The organism is Ensifer sp. GW823-FHT05D09, assembly GCF_058795755.1.
On the sequence record NZ_JBXAIA010000011.1, the window covers coordinates 151,876 to 169,084 of the forward strand.

General features: G+C 62.1%; 15 protein-coding genes. 14 read left to right on the plus strand and 1 reads right to left on the minus strand.

Annotated elements, in window-relative coordinates; translation table 11 throughout:
• Positions 1–52 precede the first annotated feature (52 nt).
• The 14 genes from AC1Q80_RS26120 (at position 53) to AC1Q80_RS26185 (ending at position 16,637) form a co-directional block, all read left to right on the plus strand.
• Positions 53–994 (plus strand): ABC transporter permease, encoded by a 942-nt coding sequence (locus AC1Q80_RS26120; RefSeq protein WP_492362305.1) that lies wholly within the window; start codon positions 53–55, stop codon positions 992–994.
• The gene (locus AC1Q80_RS26125; RefSeq protein ID WP_492362306.1) at positions 991–1,860 is read left to right on the plus strand and encodes an ABC transporter permease; all 870 of its coding nucleotides are present in this window, start codon (positions 991–993) and stop codon (positions 1,858–1,860) included. Before AC1Q80_RS26120 ends, AC1Q80_RS26125 begins: the two co-directional genes overlap by 4 nt.
• A 1-nt stretch (position 1,861) precedes the next feature.
• Positions 1,862–2,875 carry an ABC transporter ATP-binding protein gene (locus AC1Q80_RS26130; protein ID WP_492362307.1) on the plus strand — a complete coding sequence of 338 codons (1,014 nt, stop codon included), beginning with the start codon at positions 1,862–1,864 and terminating at the stop codon, positions 2,873–2,875.
• Positions 2,872–3,885, plus strand: coding sequence for an ABC transporter ATP-binding protein (locus AC1Q80_RS26135; RefSeq protein WP_209789996.1), 1,014 nt, complete (start codon positions 2,872–2,874; stop codon positions 3,883–3,885). The genes AC1Q80_RS26130 and AC1Q80_RS26135 overlap by 4 nt, the downstream gene beginning before the upstream one ends.
• A gap of 28 nt (positions 3,886–3,913) precedes the next feature.
• Positions 3,914–5,716 carry an aminopeptidase P family protein gene (locus AC1Q80_RS26140; RefSeq protein ID WP_492362308.1) on the plus strand — a complete coding sequence of 601 codons (1,803 nt, stop codon included), beginning with the start codon at positions 3,914–3,916 and terminating at the stop codon, positions 5,714–5,716.
• A gap of 224 nt (positions 5,717–5,940) precedes the next feature.
• A complete protein-coding gene (locus tag AC1Q80_RS26145; RefSeq protein ID WP_209789994.1) occupies positions 5,941–6,672 on the plus strand; it encodes a DeoR family transcriptional regulator in 732 nt (243 codons plus the stop codon).
• Positions 6,673–6,852: 180 nt separating this feature from the next.
• Positions 6,853–7,866, plus strand: a complete 1,014-nt coding sequence (gene deoC, locus AC1Q80_RS26150) for a deoxyribose-phosphate aldolase (protein WP_173423033.1) — start codon at positions 6,853–6,855, stop codon at positions 7,864–7,866.
• 5 nt (positions 7,867–7,871) lie between these two features.
• On the plus strand, positions 7,872–10,256 hold the full coding sequence (locus tag AC1Q80_RS26155; RefSeq protein WP_492362309.1) for an aldehyde dehydrogenase family protein: 2,385 nt from the start codon (positions 7,872–7,874) through the stop codon (positions 10,254–10,256).
• Positions 10,257–10,410: 154 nt separating this feature from the next.
• On the plus strand, positions 10,411–10,866 hold the full coding sequence (locus AC1Q80_RS26160) for an RbsD/FucU family protein (protein ID WP_492362310.1): 456 nt from the start codon (positions 10,411–10,413) through the stop codon (positions 10,864–10,866).
• Between the two features lie 121 nt (positions 10,867–10,987).
• A complete protein-coding gene (gene rbsK / locus AC1Q80_RS26165; protein ID WP_492362311.1) occupies positions 10,988–11,920 on the plus strand; it encodes a ribokinase in 933 nt (310 codons plus the stop codon).
• Positions 11,917–12,795 carry a carbohydrate ABC transporter permease gene (locus AC1Q80_RS26170; protein ID WP_492362312.1) on the plus strand — a complete coding sequence of 293 codons (879 nt, stop codon included), beginning with the start codon at positions 11,917–11,919 and terminating at the stop codon, positions 12,793–12,795. The genes rbsK and AC1Q80_RS26170 overlap by 4 nt, the downstream gene beginning before the upstream one ends.
• On the plus strand, positions 12,792–13,820 hold the full coding sequence (locus AC1Q80_RS26175) for a carbohydrate ABC transporter permease (protein ID WP_209789991.1): 1,029 nt from the start codon (positions 12,792–12,794) through the stop codon (positions 13,818–13,820). The genes AC1Q80_RS26170 and AC1Q80_RS26175 overlap by 4 nt, the downstream gene beginning before the upstream one ends.
• A gap of 41 nt (positions 13,821–13,861) precedes the next feature.
• Complete coding sequence (locus AC1Q80_RS26180) at positions 13,862–15,316, plus strand: ABC transporter substrate-binding protein (RefSeq protein WP_492362313.1); 1,455 nt, start codon at positions 13,862–13,864, stop codon at positions 15,314–15,316.
• Between the two features lie 229 nt (positions 15,317–15,545).
• Positions 15,546–16,637: an ABC transporter ATP-binding protein gene (locus AC1Q80_RS26185; protein WP_492362314.1), complete on the plus strand. Its 1,092-nt coding sequence runs from the start codon at positions 15,546–15,548 to the stop codon at positions 16,635–16,637.
• Between the two features lie 47 nt (positions 16,638–16,684).
• On the opposite strand, the gene AC1Q80_RS26190 is transcribed toward AC1Q80_RS26185, so the two are convergent.
• Positions 16,685–17,194, minus strand: coding sequence for a GAF domain-containing protein (locus tag AC1Q80_RS26190; RefSeq protein WP_492362315.1), 510 nt, complete (start codon positions 17,192–17,194; stop codon positions 16,685–16,687).
• Between the last annotated feature and the right edge of the window lie 15 nt (positions 17,195–17,209).

Below are 17,209 nucleotides of genomic sequence, written 5' to 3' on the forward strand. Positions count from 1 at the left end.
TCAGGATGTCGGGCGGTGAAGGCCGGCCGACATCGTTCACAAGGTTCAATCCATGCCCTCGCTTTCCTACCTAATGGCTCGGTTGCTGCAGATTATCCCGACCTTTCTTCTGGTCATGATCTTCATTTTCCTGCTTGTTCGCTTGCTGCCCGGGGATCCGGCCATTGCCATGGCCGAGGCCAAGGCAACGGACGCGCAGCTCGAGCAAATCCGCCACAACCTCGGTCTAGACCAGCCGCTACCGATCCAGTTTCTGGTTTTCGTCAAGAACACGCTGACCGGCGATCTCGGCCGTTCGATCATGCTGAAGGCACCGGTCACGGAGATCATCCTCACACGGTTGCCGACCACGATCTTCCTGGCGCTGTATTCGGTGCTGTTAGCGATCTGCCTTGCGGGTCCGCTGGCGTTTCTTGCCGCCGCACGGGTCAACAGCGCCCTTGACGTTACCATCCGCAGCGTCTTCCAGGTGGGGCTGTCGATGCCGGTTTTTTACATTGGCCTCGTGCTGCTGACGGTGCTGGCAGCCCAGCTGCGCTGGTTTCCGGTCGGCGGTTACGGGACGAGTTTCCTCGACAATCTTCACCATCTGATGCTGCCGGCGCTCAGCGTCGCGCTCTACACCTCGGCGATCATCCTGCGCAATCTCAGGGCCTCGCTGATCGAGGTGCTCGATGCCGACTACGTTCAGTTCGCCCGTGCCAAGGGACTTTCACGGCGCATCGTCATGACGCGGCATGTGCTGCGCAACGCCCTGGTCTCGACCGTGACGCTGCTCGGCCTTTCCATCGGCAACCTGATGAGCGGAACGCTGGTCACCGAGACCGTCTTTGCCGTTCCGGGCGTCGGACGGCTGATGCTGGAGGCGATTTTCGCGCGCGACTATCCGCTGATCCAGGGGCTGACGCTGACTTTCGCCGTGCTCGTCTCCGTCGTCTTCCTGCTGACGGATATCGTGCAGTCCTGGCTCGATCCGAGGCTTCGCCAATCATGAGCATCGTCCTGCAATCTCCCAGCCGCAAGGCGAGCCGCGTCAATGCCTTCATCGGCCGGGCCTTCTCGCGGCCGTCCTTCGTCATCGGTTTCGCCATCCTCGCGTTGTCGATCGCGCTGGCGCTGTTCCCGCAGTTGCTGGCTCCCTATGATCCGCTTGCCTTCGACCTCAGTGCCATCCAGCAGGGGCCGAGCCTTGCCCATCCCTTCGGCACCGACAATTTCGGCCGCGACGTGCTTTCGCGCGTCATCTGGGCCTATCGCGTCGACATGCAGATGGCCTTCTTCGCCACGATCTTCGCGTTGCTGATCGGGGTCACGGTTGGGGCCTTCGTTGGCTATTACGGCGGTATCGCTGACACCATCTTCGGCCGCTGTGTCGATGCGATCATCACTTTTCCCTTCCTGGTGCTGGTCATCGCCATCGTGGCGGTGCTCGGGCCTGGCCTCGTCAATATGTATGTGGCGATCACGGCGGTGAACTGGGTCTACTATGCCCGTCTGACCCGGGCCGAGATCATGGCGCAGAAATCCAACGACTATGCCGCAGCCGGCCGCGTGCTCGGCTATTCCGACCGGCGCATCATCTTCCGGCACCTCCTTCCCAACGCGATCTCGCCGATCATCGTCTACTGGATGACGGACATGGCACTTGCCATCCTCCTCGGCTCGTCGCTCGGCTATCTCGGCCTCGGCGCGCAGCCGCCGGCTGCCGAATGGGGCGTGTTGATTGCCGAAGGGCGCAACTTCCTGCTGACGGCGTGGTGGATGAGCCTGATGCCCGGCATTGCCATTGTGCTCACCGGCCTCGGCTTCAGCCTCGTCGGCGATGCGCTTGCCGATTTGCTTCGACCGAAAGGCCGCTGACATGAGCCAGATTGAGAAAGAAGCGGTTCTGGACGTCAGGCGGCTAAGCACCGAGTTCGGCCTGGCGGAGCGCCCGCTGGTTGCCGTCGACGATGTGTCGTTTCAAGTGAAGGCAGGCGAGATCCTCGGGCTCGTCGGCGAATCCGGTTCGGGCAAGAGCATCACTTTGCGCTCGATCCTCGGCATCGTCAGGCCAAGGGGGCGTGTCAAAGGCGAAATTCTCTGGAAGGGCAGGGACCTGGTGCCGCTCGACGAGGCGGCGCTGCGACGGGTGCGCGGACGCGAGATCGCGATGATCTTTCAGGAGCCGATGTCGTCGCTGAACCCGCTCCTGACCGTTGGTTTGCAGATATCGGAGAACCTTGCCGCCCATACGGATCTGGATGCGAAAGCAAGGAAGGCACGTGCTGTCGAGCTGCTCGACATGGTCGGCATTCCTGCGGCGCGCGATCGGCTCGGTGATTATCCGCACGAGTTTTCCGGCGGCATGCGGCAACGGGTGATGATCGCGATTGCCCTTGCCTCCAACCCGCAACTGCTGCTCGCCGACGAGCCGACGACAGCGCTCGATGTGACCATACAGGACCAGATCCTGCGGCTTATCCAGGCGCTTAGCCGCGACCTCGGCATGGCGGTGATCCTGGTTACCCACGACATGGGCGTGGTGGCGGAGACCTGCGACCGGGTGGCGGTGATGTATGGAGGCCGTCTCTGCGAGACGGGACCGACGGCCGACGTCATCGGTGATGCCCGGCATCCCTATTCGCTCGGGCTTCTGCGCTCGATCCCGCGCGACGTTGCGCCGCGCACGCCGCTCTATTCGATCCCTGGTGCGCCGCCGTCGCTCAACGCCTTGCCGGCCGGTTGCGCATTTACGGCGCGCTGTCCCGTCGCCGGGCCGGAATGCCGCGATGTCCGGCCGCACCTCGGCGCTGCCGGGCAAAACCGTCAGGTCGCCTGCCATCACCGCGAGCAAGCCCTCATTCATTTCAGCGCGCGGGAGGCGGCGCAATGAGCCAATCAATCCATCAGGCGGCCACACCGCTGCTTTCGATCCGCGATCTCTTCATGCGCTTTGAAAAGCGCCGCTCGCTGTCGGACACGTTGGCCGGCCGGCCGCGTCAGGTCGTCTCGGCCCTGAACGGCGTCGACCTCGACGTAATGCCGGCCGAAACGCTGGGGATTGTCGGTGAGTCCGGTTGCGGCAAGTCGACGCTCGCGCGCTGCATAGCCGGCCTCAACCGGCCGACGTCGGGCGATATCCGCTTCGAAGGCGAAAGTGTCATCGACCTCAAGGGCGCAAGGCGACGCGGCTACAACAAGCGCGTCCAGATGATGTTCCAGGATCCCTATACGTCGCTCAATCCGCGCATGACGGTGCGCGACACGCTGCGGGAGGCAATCACGGTCCATCGCATGCGCGAGGGCGCCGGCATCGATCGCCGCGTTGACGAGCTGCTCGATCTGGTGCGGTTGCCTGACGGCGCCGCGGACAAGTATCCGCACGAGTTCTCCGGCGGCCAGCGACAGCGTATCGGTATCGCGCGGGCGCTTTCGCTGGAGCCGACCTGCCTTGTCGCCGACGAGCTGGTGTCAGCGCTCGACGTTTCCGTCCAGGCGCAGGTCGTCAACCTGCTGCTGGAGCTGCAGGACAGTCTAGGGCTGACGGTGCTGTTCGTTGCCCATGACCTCAGGCTGGTGCGCCACGTCTCCCATCGTGTCGCGGTGATCTATCTCGGTGCTATCGTCGAGATCGGCCCGTCGGAGGCGCTCTTTTCCAGGCCGATGCACCCCTATTCGCAAGCGTTGTTGGCCGCAGCCCCTTCGCTCGATCCGACGGCGCGACGCAGGGCGCCGGCGCTCTCCGGCGAATTGCCGAGCCCGCTCGACATTCCGCCTGGCTGCCCTTTCCACGTCCGCTGCCCGCATGCCGCGGAGCGTTGCCGCAAGGAAAAGCCGGCGCTGCGGCCGGTTGGCCACGGCATGACTGCCTGTCACTTCGCCGAGACGATCGGCGGCGCGTGAAGACCATTATCGAATAGGAAAAGACCATATGACATCGAAAGACACGCCGAGCGCCTCCAGCCGGATCGCGGCCCTGCGGCGCAAACTCGACGAGCAGGGGCTCGACGGCTACGTCATCCCCCGGTTCGACGAACATCAGGGCGAATATTGTGCGCCCCATGACAACAGGCTCGCCTTCGTGACCGGCTTCACCGGATCGGCCGGCGTCGCAATTGTCATGCGCGACCAGGCCGCCATCTTTGTCGATGGTCGCTATCAGGTGCAGGTGCGCGAAGAGATCGACGTCGACTGCTTCGCCATCGAGCATTTCTACGATGCACCGCTGAAGGACTGGCTGCGGAAGAACCTGCGCAAGGGCGAACGCGTCGGTTTCAATTCCATGCTGTTGCCGCCCACCTGGGACATCGATTGCGGTCAATCCGTTGCTGTTGCCGGTGCCGAATGGGTTGCCGTGACCGACGATCTCGTCGACGCGATCTGGTCGGACCAGCCTGAATGGCCGCTTGGCAATGTGATCGCGCTGTCGCGTGAGTATGCCGGCGAAAGCGTCGCCGACAAGAAGCGCCGCATCGGCCAGATGTTGGCGGAGCAGGGCGCCGATGTCCTGATCGAGGCGCAGCCCGACAATATCGCCTGGTTCCTGAATGTTCGCGGCCGGGATGTGGCATTCAACCCGATGCCGCAGTCCTTCATGATCGCCGACAGGGAGGGCCGGGTCGAATGGCTGGTCGATCACCGCAAGCTGCCGAACGATCTCACGGACTTCGAGCTCGAAGGTGTTGCGATGTCCGAGCCTGACCTGTTGCTCGACAGGGTTCGTACGGCGACCGCCGGGCGGGTGGCGCTCGTCGATCCCGGCTTTGCTCCATCGGCGGTTGCCCATGCGACACGCGAGGCCGGCGGCAACGTCCGCCTTTTGCGCAGCCCGATCACCCTCGCCAAGATGCTGAAGAACCCCGTTGAACTCCAGGGCTTTCGCGATTGCCATCGCCATGATGGCGCCGCGTGGATCAGGTTCTTCGCCTGGCTGGAGGCCAACGCGTCCGCACGGGAGGAGGAAGGGCGGCCGATAACCGAACTGGAGGCGGAGGATCGCATCCTCGCCTTCCGCCGGATGGAGGCAACCTTCGTCGAGCCGAGCTTCCGCTCGATCTCGGCTGCCGGTGGCCACGCTGCCATGTGCCATTATGCGGCGACCACGAAGAGCGATGCGCCGATCACCTCTCATGGCATCTATCTGCTCGATTCCGGGGGGCAGTACTTCACCGGAACCACGGATGCGACGCGCACGACAGCGATCGGGCCTGTCCGTGATGACATCCGCCGCGCCTATACCGCAGTCCTCAAGGGGCTGATTTCCATGGTCTCGCTCAAATTTCCGAAAGGCACCTACGGCCATCAACTCGACGCCTTTGCACGCCGTCCGCTTTGGGATCTCGGACTGGACTACGATCACGGCACCGGTCACGGCGTTGGTCATTTCCTGTCGGTGCATGAGCAGCCCCAACGCTTCGACCGCCGCGTCAACGAGGTTGAATTGCGGCCGGGCATGGTGACGACCATCGAGCCCGGCTACTACAAGGCCGGAGAATACGGCATCCGAATCGAGAATCAGGTGGAAGTGATCGACGATGGCGACGGTTTCATGAGCTTTCGCAGCCTGACGCTGGTGCCGATCGATCTCCGGCTCGCAGATATCAAGCTCATGAGCGAAACCGAAAGGCAGTGGATCGACGCCTATCATTGGCGCGTTGCCAAGACCCTGCAAGGGGTGCTCGATCCCGCCACGGCTGCCTGGCTGGCTGCAAGGACAGCACCGATCGGCAATTAGCCGGACGAGTTGCGGCGGCGGGCAATGGATCTGCCGCCCTTTGCGTTCTAAATTTGAAGATATGGACGACGGAGGCTTGCGATGCGACCTCCGTCGTCCGCTTTCGCCGGGTCGTGTGAAGTTACTTGCCTAATAGCGACCATTTGTGATAATTGTCACAAATATTGTTCGACCCTTTCAGCATACAATGCATTGGCTCGGACGACCGGACACACGGAACGATCATGGCCAGCCGCAAGACATCCCGCATCATTCAACTCGCCGACGCGCTGTCGGGCCGTCGCGTTCTTCATCTGCGCGATGCCGCAGCCTTACTCGGGGTCTCCGAGATGACCGTTCGGCGGGACGTCGCCGACAATCCGGGGCAATTCACTTTCCTCGGCGGCCACATCGTGCCGGCGGGCGAGATGGATGGCGATATGCCGTATGAGTTGGCGCGCGAAGCCGACAGTCATGCAGCGGCAAAGCGCGAAGCCTGTGTCCATGCAGCCCAACACATCCGTCCGGACGAAACCATCTTCATCGATTGCGGTACGACTCTCGAATATCTCGTCGATCTCATTCCGGATAATTATTCAATCACTGCAGTATGTTACTCGCTCAATGTCGCGGATAGGCTGACGCGGAAGCCCAATGTGCGCATCGTCATGCTCGGTGGTGTTTATCATCCGGCCTCGGCGTCGTTTTCGGGAAATTCGGGGCTCGAAACGCTCGATTCACTCGGGATCAATGTCGCATTTCTTTCGGCTGCGGGGGTAGACCCGGGGCGTGGCGCAACCTGTGTGCATTTTCACGAGGTGGCGGTGAAGCAGAAGGTGATCTCGCTTGCGCGCGAAAGCCATCTCGTTGTCGACCTGAGCAAGATCGGCAAGCTGAAACCGGCGTTCTTTGCGCCGATGAACGTCTTTCGCTCGGTGATCACCGAAGACGGCGACGCAGTCTTTCCGGCGATCTGACGCTTCGCCAGGAAAATGGTAGGATTCCATCGAAACGCGATCGTGGCGCTTGACACATTCCACATCTGATGGAATGCTAACAAAAATACGATAGAAAAATAACAAAATGAGAATCGCCGCCGACGCGGATAACAGCCGTGGTATCGTGCTGCGATGTCAGGGAGTTCGAGGAGCAATCGCTTGGAAGACCTTGCTGTGAAGAATGTGGCCGCGAAAACCGTGGCGCCTGTGGCTTCCGGCCACAACTGGCCGCGCAACGACGGCACGGAGCTCGATCTCGGTTGGGTGGTCGACCAGCGCGTCAATCTGTCGGCCGCCGAGCGGCGCGTGGCGACGCTGCCAGGTCGCCGGACCGTGAAGAAGGACGCGCAGGCCGCATGGCTTTTGAAGGCCGTAACCTGCATCGATCTGACGACGCTCAACGGCGACGATACGGCGGAGCGCGTCAAGCGACTCTGCGCCAAGGCGCGCCAGCCGGTGCGCCAGGACATTCTCGATGCGCTTGGCATGGGCAATCGCGACATCACGACCGGCGCCGTCTGCGTCTACCACCGTTTCGTTTCGACCGCAGTCGAGGCGCTTGAAGGTTCGGGCATTCCGGTTGCTGCCGTTTCCACCGGCTTTCCCGCAGGCCTCATTCCGCACGACGTCAAGCTCCGCGAGATCGAGGCTTCGGTTGCCGATGGCGCCAAGGAAATCGATATCGTCATCACCCGCGAACATGTCCTGACCGGCAACTGGCAGGCGCTCTATGACGAGATGCGGGATTTCCGCGCCGCCTGCGGCGATGCGCATGTCAAGGCGATCCTGGCGACCGGCGATCTCAAAACGCTGCGCAACGTGGCGCGTGCCTCGCTCGTCTGCATGATGGCAGGCGCCGATTTCATCAAGACCTCGACCGGCAAGGAGGGCGTCAACGCCACCCTTTTGGTGACGCTGGTGATGTTGCGCATGATCCGCGCCTATCAGGAACGCACCGGCATCAAGGTTGGGTACAAGCCTGCGGGCGGCATTTCCGCCGCCAAGGATATCCTGAACTACCAATTCCTGATGAAGGACGAACTCGGTCGCGAGTGGCTGGAGCCGGATCTGTTCCGCATCGGTGCATCGAGCCTGCTCGGCGACATCGAGCGCCAGCTCGAGCATCACGTGACCGGCGCCTACTCGGCCCTCAACCGACACCCGATTGGATGATCCCGATGACCGTCGCAAGGTATTTTGACGAAATGTCCTATGGTCCCGCACCGGAAGCCGACACCGAGGCCCGCCAATGGCTGGCGCGTCACAAGGGCGAGTTCGGCCACTTCATCAACGGTGCTTTTGTCGCGCCGTCGTCCGGCAAGACGTTCGAGACCTTCGAGCCCGCGACCGGTGCGCTGTTGGCGAAGGTGGCGCTTGGCAGTGCCAAGGACGTGGATGACGCCGTCGCTGCTGCCCGAAAGGCGCAAGGCTCCTGGGCCAAGTTGCCGGGCCATGCCCGCGCCCGCCACCTCTATGCCCTTGCTCGCACGATCCAGCGCCATGCGCGCCTGATCGCGGTGGTCGAGGCGATCGACAACGGCAAGCCGATCCGCGAAACGCGTGATATCGACGTTCCGCTGGCCGCGCGTCACTTCTATCACCATGCCGGCTGGGCACAGCTGCAGGAAACTGAGTTTGCTGACCAGGTGCCGGTCGGTGTCGTCGGCCAGGTCATCCCGTGGAATTTCCCGTTCCTGATGCTTGCCTGGAAAGTCGCCCCGGCCTTGGCGTTGGGCAACACCGTCATCCTCAAGCCTGCCGAGTTCACGCCGCTGACGGCTCTGCTTTTCGCAGAACTCGCCGCTGCCGCCGGCCTGCCGGCGGGCGTGCTGAACGTCGTGACCGGCGAAGGCGAAACCGGTGCGCTGATCGTCGAGCATTCCGACATCGACAAGATCGCCTTTACCGGCTCGACCGAAGTCGGCCGCCTGATCCGCGAAAAGACGGCTGGCACCGGCAAGTCGCTGACGCTCGAACTCGGCGGCAAGTCGCCGTTCATCGTCTTTGACGATGCCGACATCGATGGCGCCGTTGAAGGCGTGGTCGATGCGATCTGGTTCAACCAGGGCCAGGTCTGCTGCGCCGGCTCGCGGCTGCTGGTGCAGGAAGGTGTTGCACCTCTCTTCTACGAACGCCTGACGCGGCGCATGCAGAGCCTGCGCGTTGGCCATCCGCTCGACAAGGCAATCGACATGGCGGCGATCGTCGCGCCGGTTCAATTGCAGCGCATCGAGAGCCTGGTCGCCAAGGGCGTGGCCGAAGGCGCCAAGCTCCACCAGCCGAAGATCGAGCTGCCCAAGGGCGGCAGCTTCTACCCGCCGACCTTGCTCACCAATGTGCAGCCGACGTCGATTGTCGCGACGGAGGAGATCTTTGGTCCCGTCGCCGTGGCGATGACCTTCCGTACCCCGGAGGAGGCGATCCAGCTCGCCAATCATTCCCGCTACGGTCTGGCGGCAAGTGTGTGGAGCGAGACGATCGGTCTGGCGCTCAACGTCGCTGCCAAGCTCGCGGCGGGCGTCGTCTGGGTGAATGCCACCAATCTGTTCGATGCTGCGGCTGGTTTCGGCGGCAAGCGCGAATCCGGCTTCGGCCGCGAGGGCGGCCGCGAAGGCTGCTACGAGTATCTGAAGCCCAAGGCGTGGGCGGGTCGCAAGCTGCGCGCAGCGCCAGCAGAACCGGTCTTGAAGCAGGCCACCGGCGATTTCTCGGCTCCGTCGCTCGATCGCACGGCGAAGCTTTTCATCGGCGGCAAGCAAGCGCGCCCTGACGGCAACTATTCGCGTGCCGTGCTTTCGCCCAAGGGCAAGGTTATCGGTGAAGTGGGAGAGGGCAACCGCAAGGATATCCGCAACGCCGTGGTTGCTGCGCATGCGGCTTCCGGCTGGACGTCGGCGACATCGCACAATCGGGCGCAGATCCTCTACTACATCGCCGAGAACCTTAGCGGCCGGGCCGATGAGTTTGCCAACCGCATTTCCGCGATGACCGGCGTATCGGCAGCCGGTGCGAAGGCCGAGGTCGAGGCGTCGATATCCAGGCTTTTCAGCTACGGCGCCTGGGCTGACAAGTACGAAGGCGTGGTCCATCAGCCGCCGTTGCGCGGCGTCGCACTCGCGATGCCCGAATCGATCGGCGTCGTCGGCGTCATCTGCCCGACGGAAGCGCCGCTGCTCGGCTTCATCAGCCTGGTGGCGCCGTTGATTGCCACCGGCAACCGCGTCGTCGCGGTACCGAGCGAACAGCATCCGCTGGCAGCCACCGACTTCTATTCAATCCTCGAAACGTCCGACGTTCCGGCAGGTGTCGTCAACATCGTCACCGGTTCGGCGATGGAACTGGCAAAGACGCTGGCAAGCCACAACGACGTCGATGCGCTCTGGGCCTTCGGCACGCAGGAGCTTTCCACCGTGGTCGAGAAGCTTTCGGCTGGCAATTTGAAGCGGACTTTCGTCGACTATGGCAAGGCGACCGATTGGTTCGATCGCTTCGCAGCAGAAGGGCATGCCTATCTGCGCCGCGCGACGGACGTGAAGAACATCTGGATCCCTTACGGCGAGTAAGGAATCCAGATCCCGGGGCGGGGGGGAGCCGGCCCGGGAATGCAGCGACTGCAACATTGCAAGGGTAGATTTGGGAGAGGTGGCGCCGACAGCGCGTCACCGAGTTTCGCGCCACTCGAAAGCATGCGAGCCGGCGTCTGGAGGAGGGTTGTCTATGCTGAAGAATCTGGACCCGGCACTCAACGCCGAAGTTTTGCACGCGCTTCGCTCCATGGGGCACGGTGACACGCTGGTCATTTCCGATACCAATTTCCCGTCCGATGCGATTGCCAGGCAGACCACACTCGGCAAACTTTTGCGGATCGACAACGTCTCTGCAGCGCGCGCCGTGAAGGCGGTTCTGTCGGTGCTTCCGCTCGACACGCCGCTGCAGCCATCGGCAGGCCGCATGGAGATCATGGGTGCGCCGACGGAAATTCCTGGCGTGCAGCAGGAAGTCCAGGCCGAAATCGATCGTGCCGAGGGCAAACCCGCGCCGATGTACGGCATCGAACGCTTCGCCTTCTATGAAGAAGCCAAGAAGGCCTATTGCGTCATTACCACCGGCGAGACGCGCTTTTATGGCTGCTTCCTTTTCACCAAGGGCGTCATTCCGCCTGAAAATGCCTAGCTGACAAACGTTAGCCTGCGCATCGGCTCTGTGAGCTGGTCGTCATAACATCTTGAACGCGTGAAATTTATCTTGGATCGCCGCTTCGCCTTTGGCAGCGGCGTGACCAGGGGAGGCAGGAATGAAGGTTGGTGTTTCGATCCTCGGGATCTTCGTGGCCGATACGGCCTATCTGGCGCGGCGCATGCCGGTTGTCGGCGAAACGATTACCGGAAGCGGCTTCTCGGTCGGGCCCGGCGGCAAGGGATCGAACCAGTCGGTCGCGGCGGCACGTGCCGGCAGTCCGGTGTCCTTCATCTCGAAAATCGGACGCGATACCTTTGGAGATATGGCGCTTCGCACCTATGCCGAGGCGGGCGTGACTCCGAAGATCGTCCAGATGGACGACCTGCCGACCGGCGCGGCCTTCATCTACGTCAACGATCAGAATGGCGAGAACGCCATCATCGTCTATCCCGGTGCAGCCGGCTCGATCGGCATCGACGATGTCGAGGCAGCGCGGGATACGATCGAAGCATCGCGCATCTTCGTGACGCAACTTGAGCAGCCTGCGGCCGCCGCCCAGCGAGCATTGGAAATCGCACATGCGGCAGGCGTGGTCACCGTCTTCAACCCGGCGCCGGCAGAGCCCTTCCCGGATGCGATCTATCCGCTTTGCGATTACATCGTGCCGAACGAGACCGAAGCGGCGGCGCTGGTGGGATTTTCTCTTGCCACGGCAGAGGACGCGCGGCGGGCGGGTGACGCGCTTCTGAAGAAGGGCGCAAAGTCAGCGCTGATCACGCTAGGCGAAAGAGGCGTTCTTCTCCACAATCAGAGCCAGTCTGTATTCGTCCCGGCGATGGCAAGCGGCCCGGTTATCGACACGACCGGCGCGGGCGATGCTTTCGTCGGCGGGTTTTCAGCAGCCTTGGCGCGGGGGCTTGCGCCAGCGGATGCCGCGCGGTTCGGCTGTGCGACCGCCGGGATCTCGGTCACCCGTCGCGGCACGGCTCCTGCCATGCCGACGCTTGCGGAGATCGAGGCTCTCCTTGCGCAAGGGGCGGCCGCATGACGACGCGCAACGATCCGATCAAGCACTTCTTCATCTGGCCGGCCCTGATCATCGTTCTGGTGATTTCCATCTTTCCGTTGATCTATTCGCTGACCACAAGCTTCATGAGCATGCGTCTGGTGCCGCCAATGCCGGCGCGTTTCGTCGGCTTCGGCAATTATGCGGATCTTTTGCAGAATCCACGCTTCTGGCACGTGGCCGGAACGACGACGCTGATCGCCTTCATCTCCGTCGGTTTGCAATATGTGATCGGCCTTTCCGTGGCGCTTGCGCTCAATTCCCGGGTGCCGGGCGAGGGCCTCTTTCGCGTCAGCTTTCTCCTGCCGATGCTGGTTGCGCCCGTCGCCGTGGCGCTGATTGCCCGACAGGTGCTTAACCCGACAATGGGTCCGCTCAACGAACTGATGAGCGCTCTGGGCTTTCCCAATCTGCCGTTCCTGACGCAGACGAGCTGGGCGCTCGGCTCGATCATCGCCGTCGAAGTCTGGCAATGGACACCGTTTGTCATTCTGATGCTGCTGGCCGGGTTGCAGACACTGCCAGATGATGTCTACGAGGCGGCCGCGTTGGAGAATGCCACGCCCTGGCAACAGTTCCGCGACATTACCTTTCCGATGCTGCTGCCGATCTCCGTCGCCGTCGTCTTCATCCGGCTGATCGAAAGCTACAAGATTATCGATACCGTCTTCGTGATGACGGGCGGTGGACCTGGGATCTCGACCGAGACGCTGACGCTCTTTGCCTATCAGGAGGGCTTCAAGAAGTTCAATCTCGGCTACACCTCCGCATTGTCGTTCCTGTTCCTGATCGTCATCACGGTGATCGGCCTCGTCTATCTCGCCATCCTCAAGCCGTATCTGGAGAAGCACAAATGAGCGTGCGCACTCTCAAGGGAAAACGGCGATGGATCGCGCTTGGCGGCTGCCTTGTCTGGCTCGCCATCACGTTCTTTCCGCTCTATTGGGTCCTGATCACATCGTTCAAGACACCGATCGCCGTGGTCGGCGGCCCGACCTACCTGCCTTTCGTCGATTTCGAGCCGAGCCTGACGGCATGGCGCGAGCTTTTGTCCGGCCAGCGGGGCCAGTTCTTCAACACGTTCCTGGCCTCGACGATCATCGGCCTTTCGGCATCGGTTCTCGCGACGGGCATCGGTGCGATGGCGGCCTATGCGCTGGTCCGCTTCACCTTCCGCTTCCGGCTGCTGTCGGCCCTTATCTTCGTCGTCATCGCCTTCGGCGGCTTCCTGCTCGGTCGCAATGTGCTCGGCTTCGGGCAGGGGATATCGCTGATCTATGCCTTTATCGCCGCCCTGGCACTGGCGGTGCTCTCCAGCCGCTTCCGGTTACCGGGGCCTGAGCTCGGCAACAACGACATCGTCTTCTGGTTCGTGAGCCAGCGCATGTTCCCGCCGATCGTGGCCGCCTTCGCGCTCTACTTGATGTACACCGAGATGGGCAAGCTCGGCTTCAAGCTGGTCGACAGCTACATCGGCCTGACCTTTGCCTACATCGCCTTCTCGCTACCGATCGTCATCTGGTTGATGCGCGACTTCTTCGAGGCGTTGCCGGTCGAGGTCGAAGAGGCCGCCATGGTCGACAACGTGCCCACATGGCGCATCTTCTTCGGCATCGTGCTGCCGATGTCGAAGCCGGGGTTGATCGCGACATTCATGATCACGCTTGCCTTCGTGTGGAACGAGTTCCTTTTCGCGCTGTTCCTGACCAATTCGAGATGGCAGACGCTGCCGATCCTCGTTGCCGGCCAGAACAGCCAGCGCGGCGACGAATGGTGGGCAATCTCCGCCGCCGCGCTGGTGGCGATCATTCCGATGATGGTCATGGCCGTGCTTCTCAGTCGGCTCATGCGCTCCGGTCTGCTGCTGGGGGCGATCAAATAACGACCTGTTTTTCGGCAACAATTCATTCAAGGGAGGAAAGAATGAGGAAACTGCTACTGACATCAGCGTCGCTGGGTGTTCTTGCCATGGCAAGCACCGGCACGGCACTCGCATGCGACCCCGACTATTCCGGCGTCGAACTGACGGCGACCACGCAGACCGGGCCCTATATCGCGTCCGCGCTGCAACTTGCGGCCAAGGGGTGGGAGGAAAAGACCTGCGGCAAGGTGAAGGTCGTCGAGTTTCCGTGGTCGGAACTCTACCCGAAGATCGTCACGTCCTTGACATCGGGTGAAGATGCCTTCGACGTCATCGCCTTTGCGCCGGCCTGGGCGCCGGACTTTACCGATTTCCTGTCGGAAATGCCGGCTGGCATGCAGAAGGGCGCCGACTGGGAGGATATCGCACCGGTCTATCGCGAGCAGTTGATGGTCTGGAACGGCAAGATCCTGTCGCAGACGATGGACGGTGACGCCCATACCTACAGCTACCGCATCGACCTGTTCGAAAACGCCGACAACCAGAAGGCCTTCAAGGACAAGTACGGCTACGATCTCGCGCCGCCGAAGACCTGGAAGCAGTATCTCGACATTGCCGAGTACTTCAACCAGCCGACCAACAACCTGTGGGGCACGGCGGAAGCCTTCCGTCGCGGCGGTCAGCAGTTCTGGTTCCTGTTCAGTCATGTCGCCGGCTACACCAGCCATCCCGACAATCCGGGTGGCATGTTCTTCGATCCGGACACGATGGATGCACAGGTCAACAATCCGGGCTGGGTTCGTGGCCTCGAGGAGTACATTCGCGCGTCGAAACTTGCGCCGCCGAACGCACTCAACTTCTCCTTTGGTGAAGTGAATGCCGCCTTTGCCGGCGGCCAGGTGGCGGAATCGATCGGCTGGGGCGATACCGGCGTTATCGGCGCCGATCCGAAGCAGTCGAAGGTTGCAGGCAGTGTCGGCTCTGCACCATTGCCGGGATCGGACGAGATCTGGAACTACAAGACCAAGAAGTGGGACAAGTTCGATCACGTCGTCCAGACCTCGTTCATGGCCTTCGGTGGCTGGCAGGCGGCGGTGCCCGCATCGTCGACCAAGCAGGAAGCAGCCTGGAACTACATCCAGTATCTGTCGAGCCCTGCCGTTTCCGGCCAGGCGGCGATCACCGGTGGCACAGGCGTCAATCCCTATCGCATCTCGCACACGACCAATCTCGACCTCTGGTCGAAGATCTTCTCCGAGCGTGAAGCCAAGGAGTATCTGGGGGCGCAGAAGGATGCGGTCACCGCGAAGAACATCGCCCTCGACATGCGCCTGCCGGGCTACTTCTCCTACACTGAAGTGCTCGAGATCGAACTCTCCAAGGCGCTTGCCGGAGAAGTTACGCCGCAACAGGCGCTCGACAGCGTCGCTGAGCAGTGGAACCAGCTGACGGAGGAGTTCGGTCGCGACAAGCAGCTCGCTGCCTATCGCGCATCGATGGGCCTGCCACAGAAGTGAGATGACCGAGTGCTCGCCTCGAAACGATCGGGGCGAGCTTCGCGGTCCCTGCGGCCGGGTCACACTGGCCGCAGATACACGACAGCGCAATGCGTCAGCTATGACGCGCTCGAGGCGCTGCAGCGCTTGAAACCAGCTGGATAATTGCTCAAATCGATGTCGATTTGCGGAATTATGCAGCATCCCGGCCGCTTTCGCGCCGGCTACCGTCATGAGAAAAGGCGTCAGCATGTCCCAGGTCCGGTTGGAGCAAATCACCAAGTCCTTCGGTAGCGTCACTGTTATCCCGCCGCTCGATCTTGAAATTGCCGACCGGGAGTTCGTCGTGCTCGTCGGGCCATCCGGTTGCGGCAAGACGACCACCCTGCGCATGATTGCGGGCCTTGAGACGGCTTCTTCGGGCACGGTCCGGATCGGTGAACGTGATGTCACCGATTTGCGCCCGGGCCTGCGCAACTGCTCGATGGTGTTCCAGAACTACGCGCTCTATCCGCATATGACGGTGGCGGAGAATATCGGTTACGGCATGAAGGTGCGGGGCACGTCCAAGGCCGAAATCGAAAAGTCGGTCGCGGAGGCGGCCCGCATTCTCAACCTGGGCGCTTACCTCAACCGCAAGCCGAGCGCTCTGTCCGGTGGCCAGCGCCAGCGTGTCGCCATCGGCCGCGCGATTGTCCGCCAGCCGGATGTCTTCCTGTTCGATGAGCCGCTGTCGAACCTCGACGCCAAACTGCGCATTGAAATGCGCACGGAAATCAAACTGTTACACCGCAGGCTTCAGACCACAGCGGTCTACGTCACCCACGATCAGGTCGAGGCCATGACGATGGCGGACCGCGTTGTCGTCATGAACCAGGGACGCATCGAGCAGGCGGCCGATCCGATCACGCTCTACGAGGCGCCGAGCAATCTGTTCGTCGCCGCATTCATCGGTGCGCCGAGCATGAATTTCGTCGAAGGATTGCTCGAACGCGGTGACGGCGGGCTGTGGTTCAGGGCGGATGGCGGTGTCGCGGTCAAGATCCCGGAAACGCGCGCCAGAAAACTGGACGCTTTTGTCGGTCAGGCCGTCGTGCTCGGCATTCGCCCGGAGCATACGATGTCGTCGGAAGCCGATGCGCCAAGGCTGACGCTACAGGTGCGCGATATCGAGCCGCTGGGTCCCCATACGCTGGCGCTCGGAAGGGTGGGACAAGCGACCTTCACTGGACAGATACATGCGGCGTCACCGGTCAGGCCGGACGATACGATCGAAGTGCCGATCGAGGCGCAGAAAATGCATTTCTTCCTGAAGCAGACCGGGATGGCGATCGGTCGTTGACACAAAGGTCGAGACCGGAGGCGATCGATGCCCCCGGCCTCGATAAATCAGCTCTTGGCCGCCCCGGCAGCGGCAAGAAACGCCAGCTTGGCAGGCAGTTCCAGGTGCTTCGACAGGGCAACGCGCTCAGGCGTGTAATGCTGCTCGACGTCGAGGCAGTTGACAGTTCCGAGCAGCACGCCGCCGACGACGACCGGGATGTTGACCACCGAGCCGCAGCCGAGCGCCCAGATCGTCTCGTGATCGCCGAACACCTTGGAGATATCGACAATGGTGTTGGCCACGAAGGTCTTATGCTCCTTGTGCACGATGTCGAACCAGCTGTCATAGCGGATCGGCTTGGTGCCGGAGGTCGGGTATTCTTCCGGGTGCGACGTGTAGGCACGACGGGCAACTTCGTTGACCATATCGACAGTCATCGTCGTGAAGAGCTTGGCACCGATCACATGGCGGCAAAGCGTCTGAAGCGCGCCCAAGATGGCATCCGCGTCGGTTTCCCTTGCAATCGCCGCGTCGAATTCAGCCAACGCGGCAGCGATCTGTTCACTGTTCATCATATGTCCTTGGGATGT

Coding starts and splice junctions, on each gene's coding strand:
- AC1Q80_RS26185 (WP_492362314.1), top strand. CDS start 15,546: ATGTCCCAGGTCCGGTTGGAGCAAATCACCAAGTCCTTCGGTAGCGTC.
- AC1Q80_RS26125 (WP_492362306.1), top strand. CDS start 991: ATGAGCATCGTCCTGCAATCTCCCAGCCGCAAGGCGAGCCGCGTCAAT.
- AC1Q80_RS26145 (WP_209789994.1), top strand. CDS start 5,941: ATGGCCAGCCGCAAGACATCCCGCATCATTCAACTCGCCGACGCGCTG.
- AC1Q80_RS26170 (WP_492362312.1), top strand. CDS start 11,917: ATGACGACGCGCAACGATCCGATCAAGCACTTCTTCATCTGGCCGGCC.
- AC1Q80_RS26180 (WP_492362313.1), top strand. CDS start 13,862: ATGAGGAAACTGCTACTGACATCAGCGTCGCTGGGTGTTCTTGCCATG.
- AC1Q80_RS26155 (WP_492362309.1), top strand. CDS start 7,872: ATGACCGTCGCAAGGTATTTTGACGAAATGTCCTATGGTCCCGCACCG.
- AC1Q80_RS26140 (WP_492362308.1), top strand. CDS start 3,914: ATGACATCGAAAGACACGCCGAGCGCCTCCAGCCGGATCGCGGCCCTG.
- AC1Q80_RS26160 (WP_492362310.1), top strand. CDS start 10,411: ATGCTGAAGAATCTGGACCCGGCACTCAACGCCGAAGTTTTGCACGCG.
- AC1Q80_RS26190 (WP_492362315.1), bottom strand. CDS start 17,194: ATGATGAACAGTGAACAGATCGCTGCCGCGTTGGCTGAATTCGACGCG.
- AC1Q80_RS26130 (WP_492362307.1), top strand. CDS start 1,862: ATGAGCCAGATTGAGAAAGAAGCGGTTCTGGACGTCAGGCGGCTAAGC.
- AC1Q80_RS26135 (WP_209789996.1), top strand. CDS start 2,872: ATGAGCCAATCAATCCATCAGGCGGCCACACCGCTGCTTTCGATCCGC.
- AC1Q80_RS26175 (WP_209789991.1), top strand. CDS start 12,792: ATGAGCGTGCGCACTCTCAAGGGAAAACGGCGATGGATCGCGCTTGGC.
- AC1Q80_RS26120 (WP_492362305.1), top strand. CDS start 53: ATGCCCTCGCTTTCCTACCTAATGGCTCGGTTGCTGCAGATTATCCCG.
- rbsK (WP_492362311.1), top strand. CDS start 10,988: ATGAAGGTTGGTGTTTCGATCCTCGGGATCTTCGTGGCCGATACGGCC.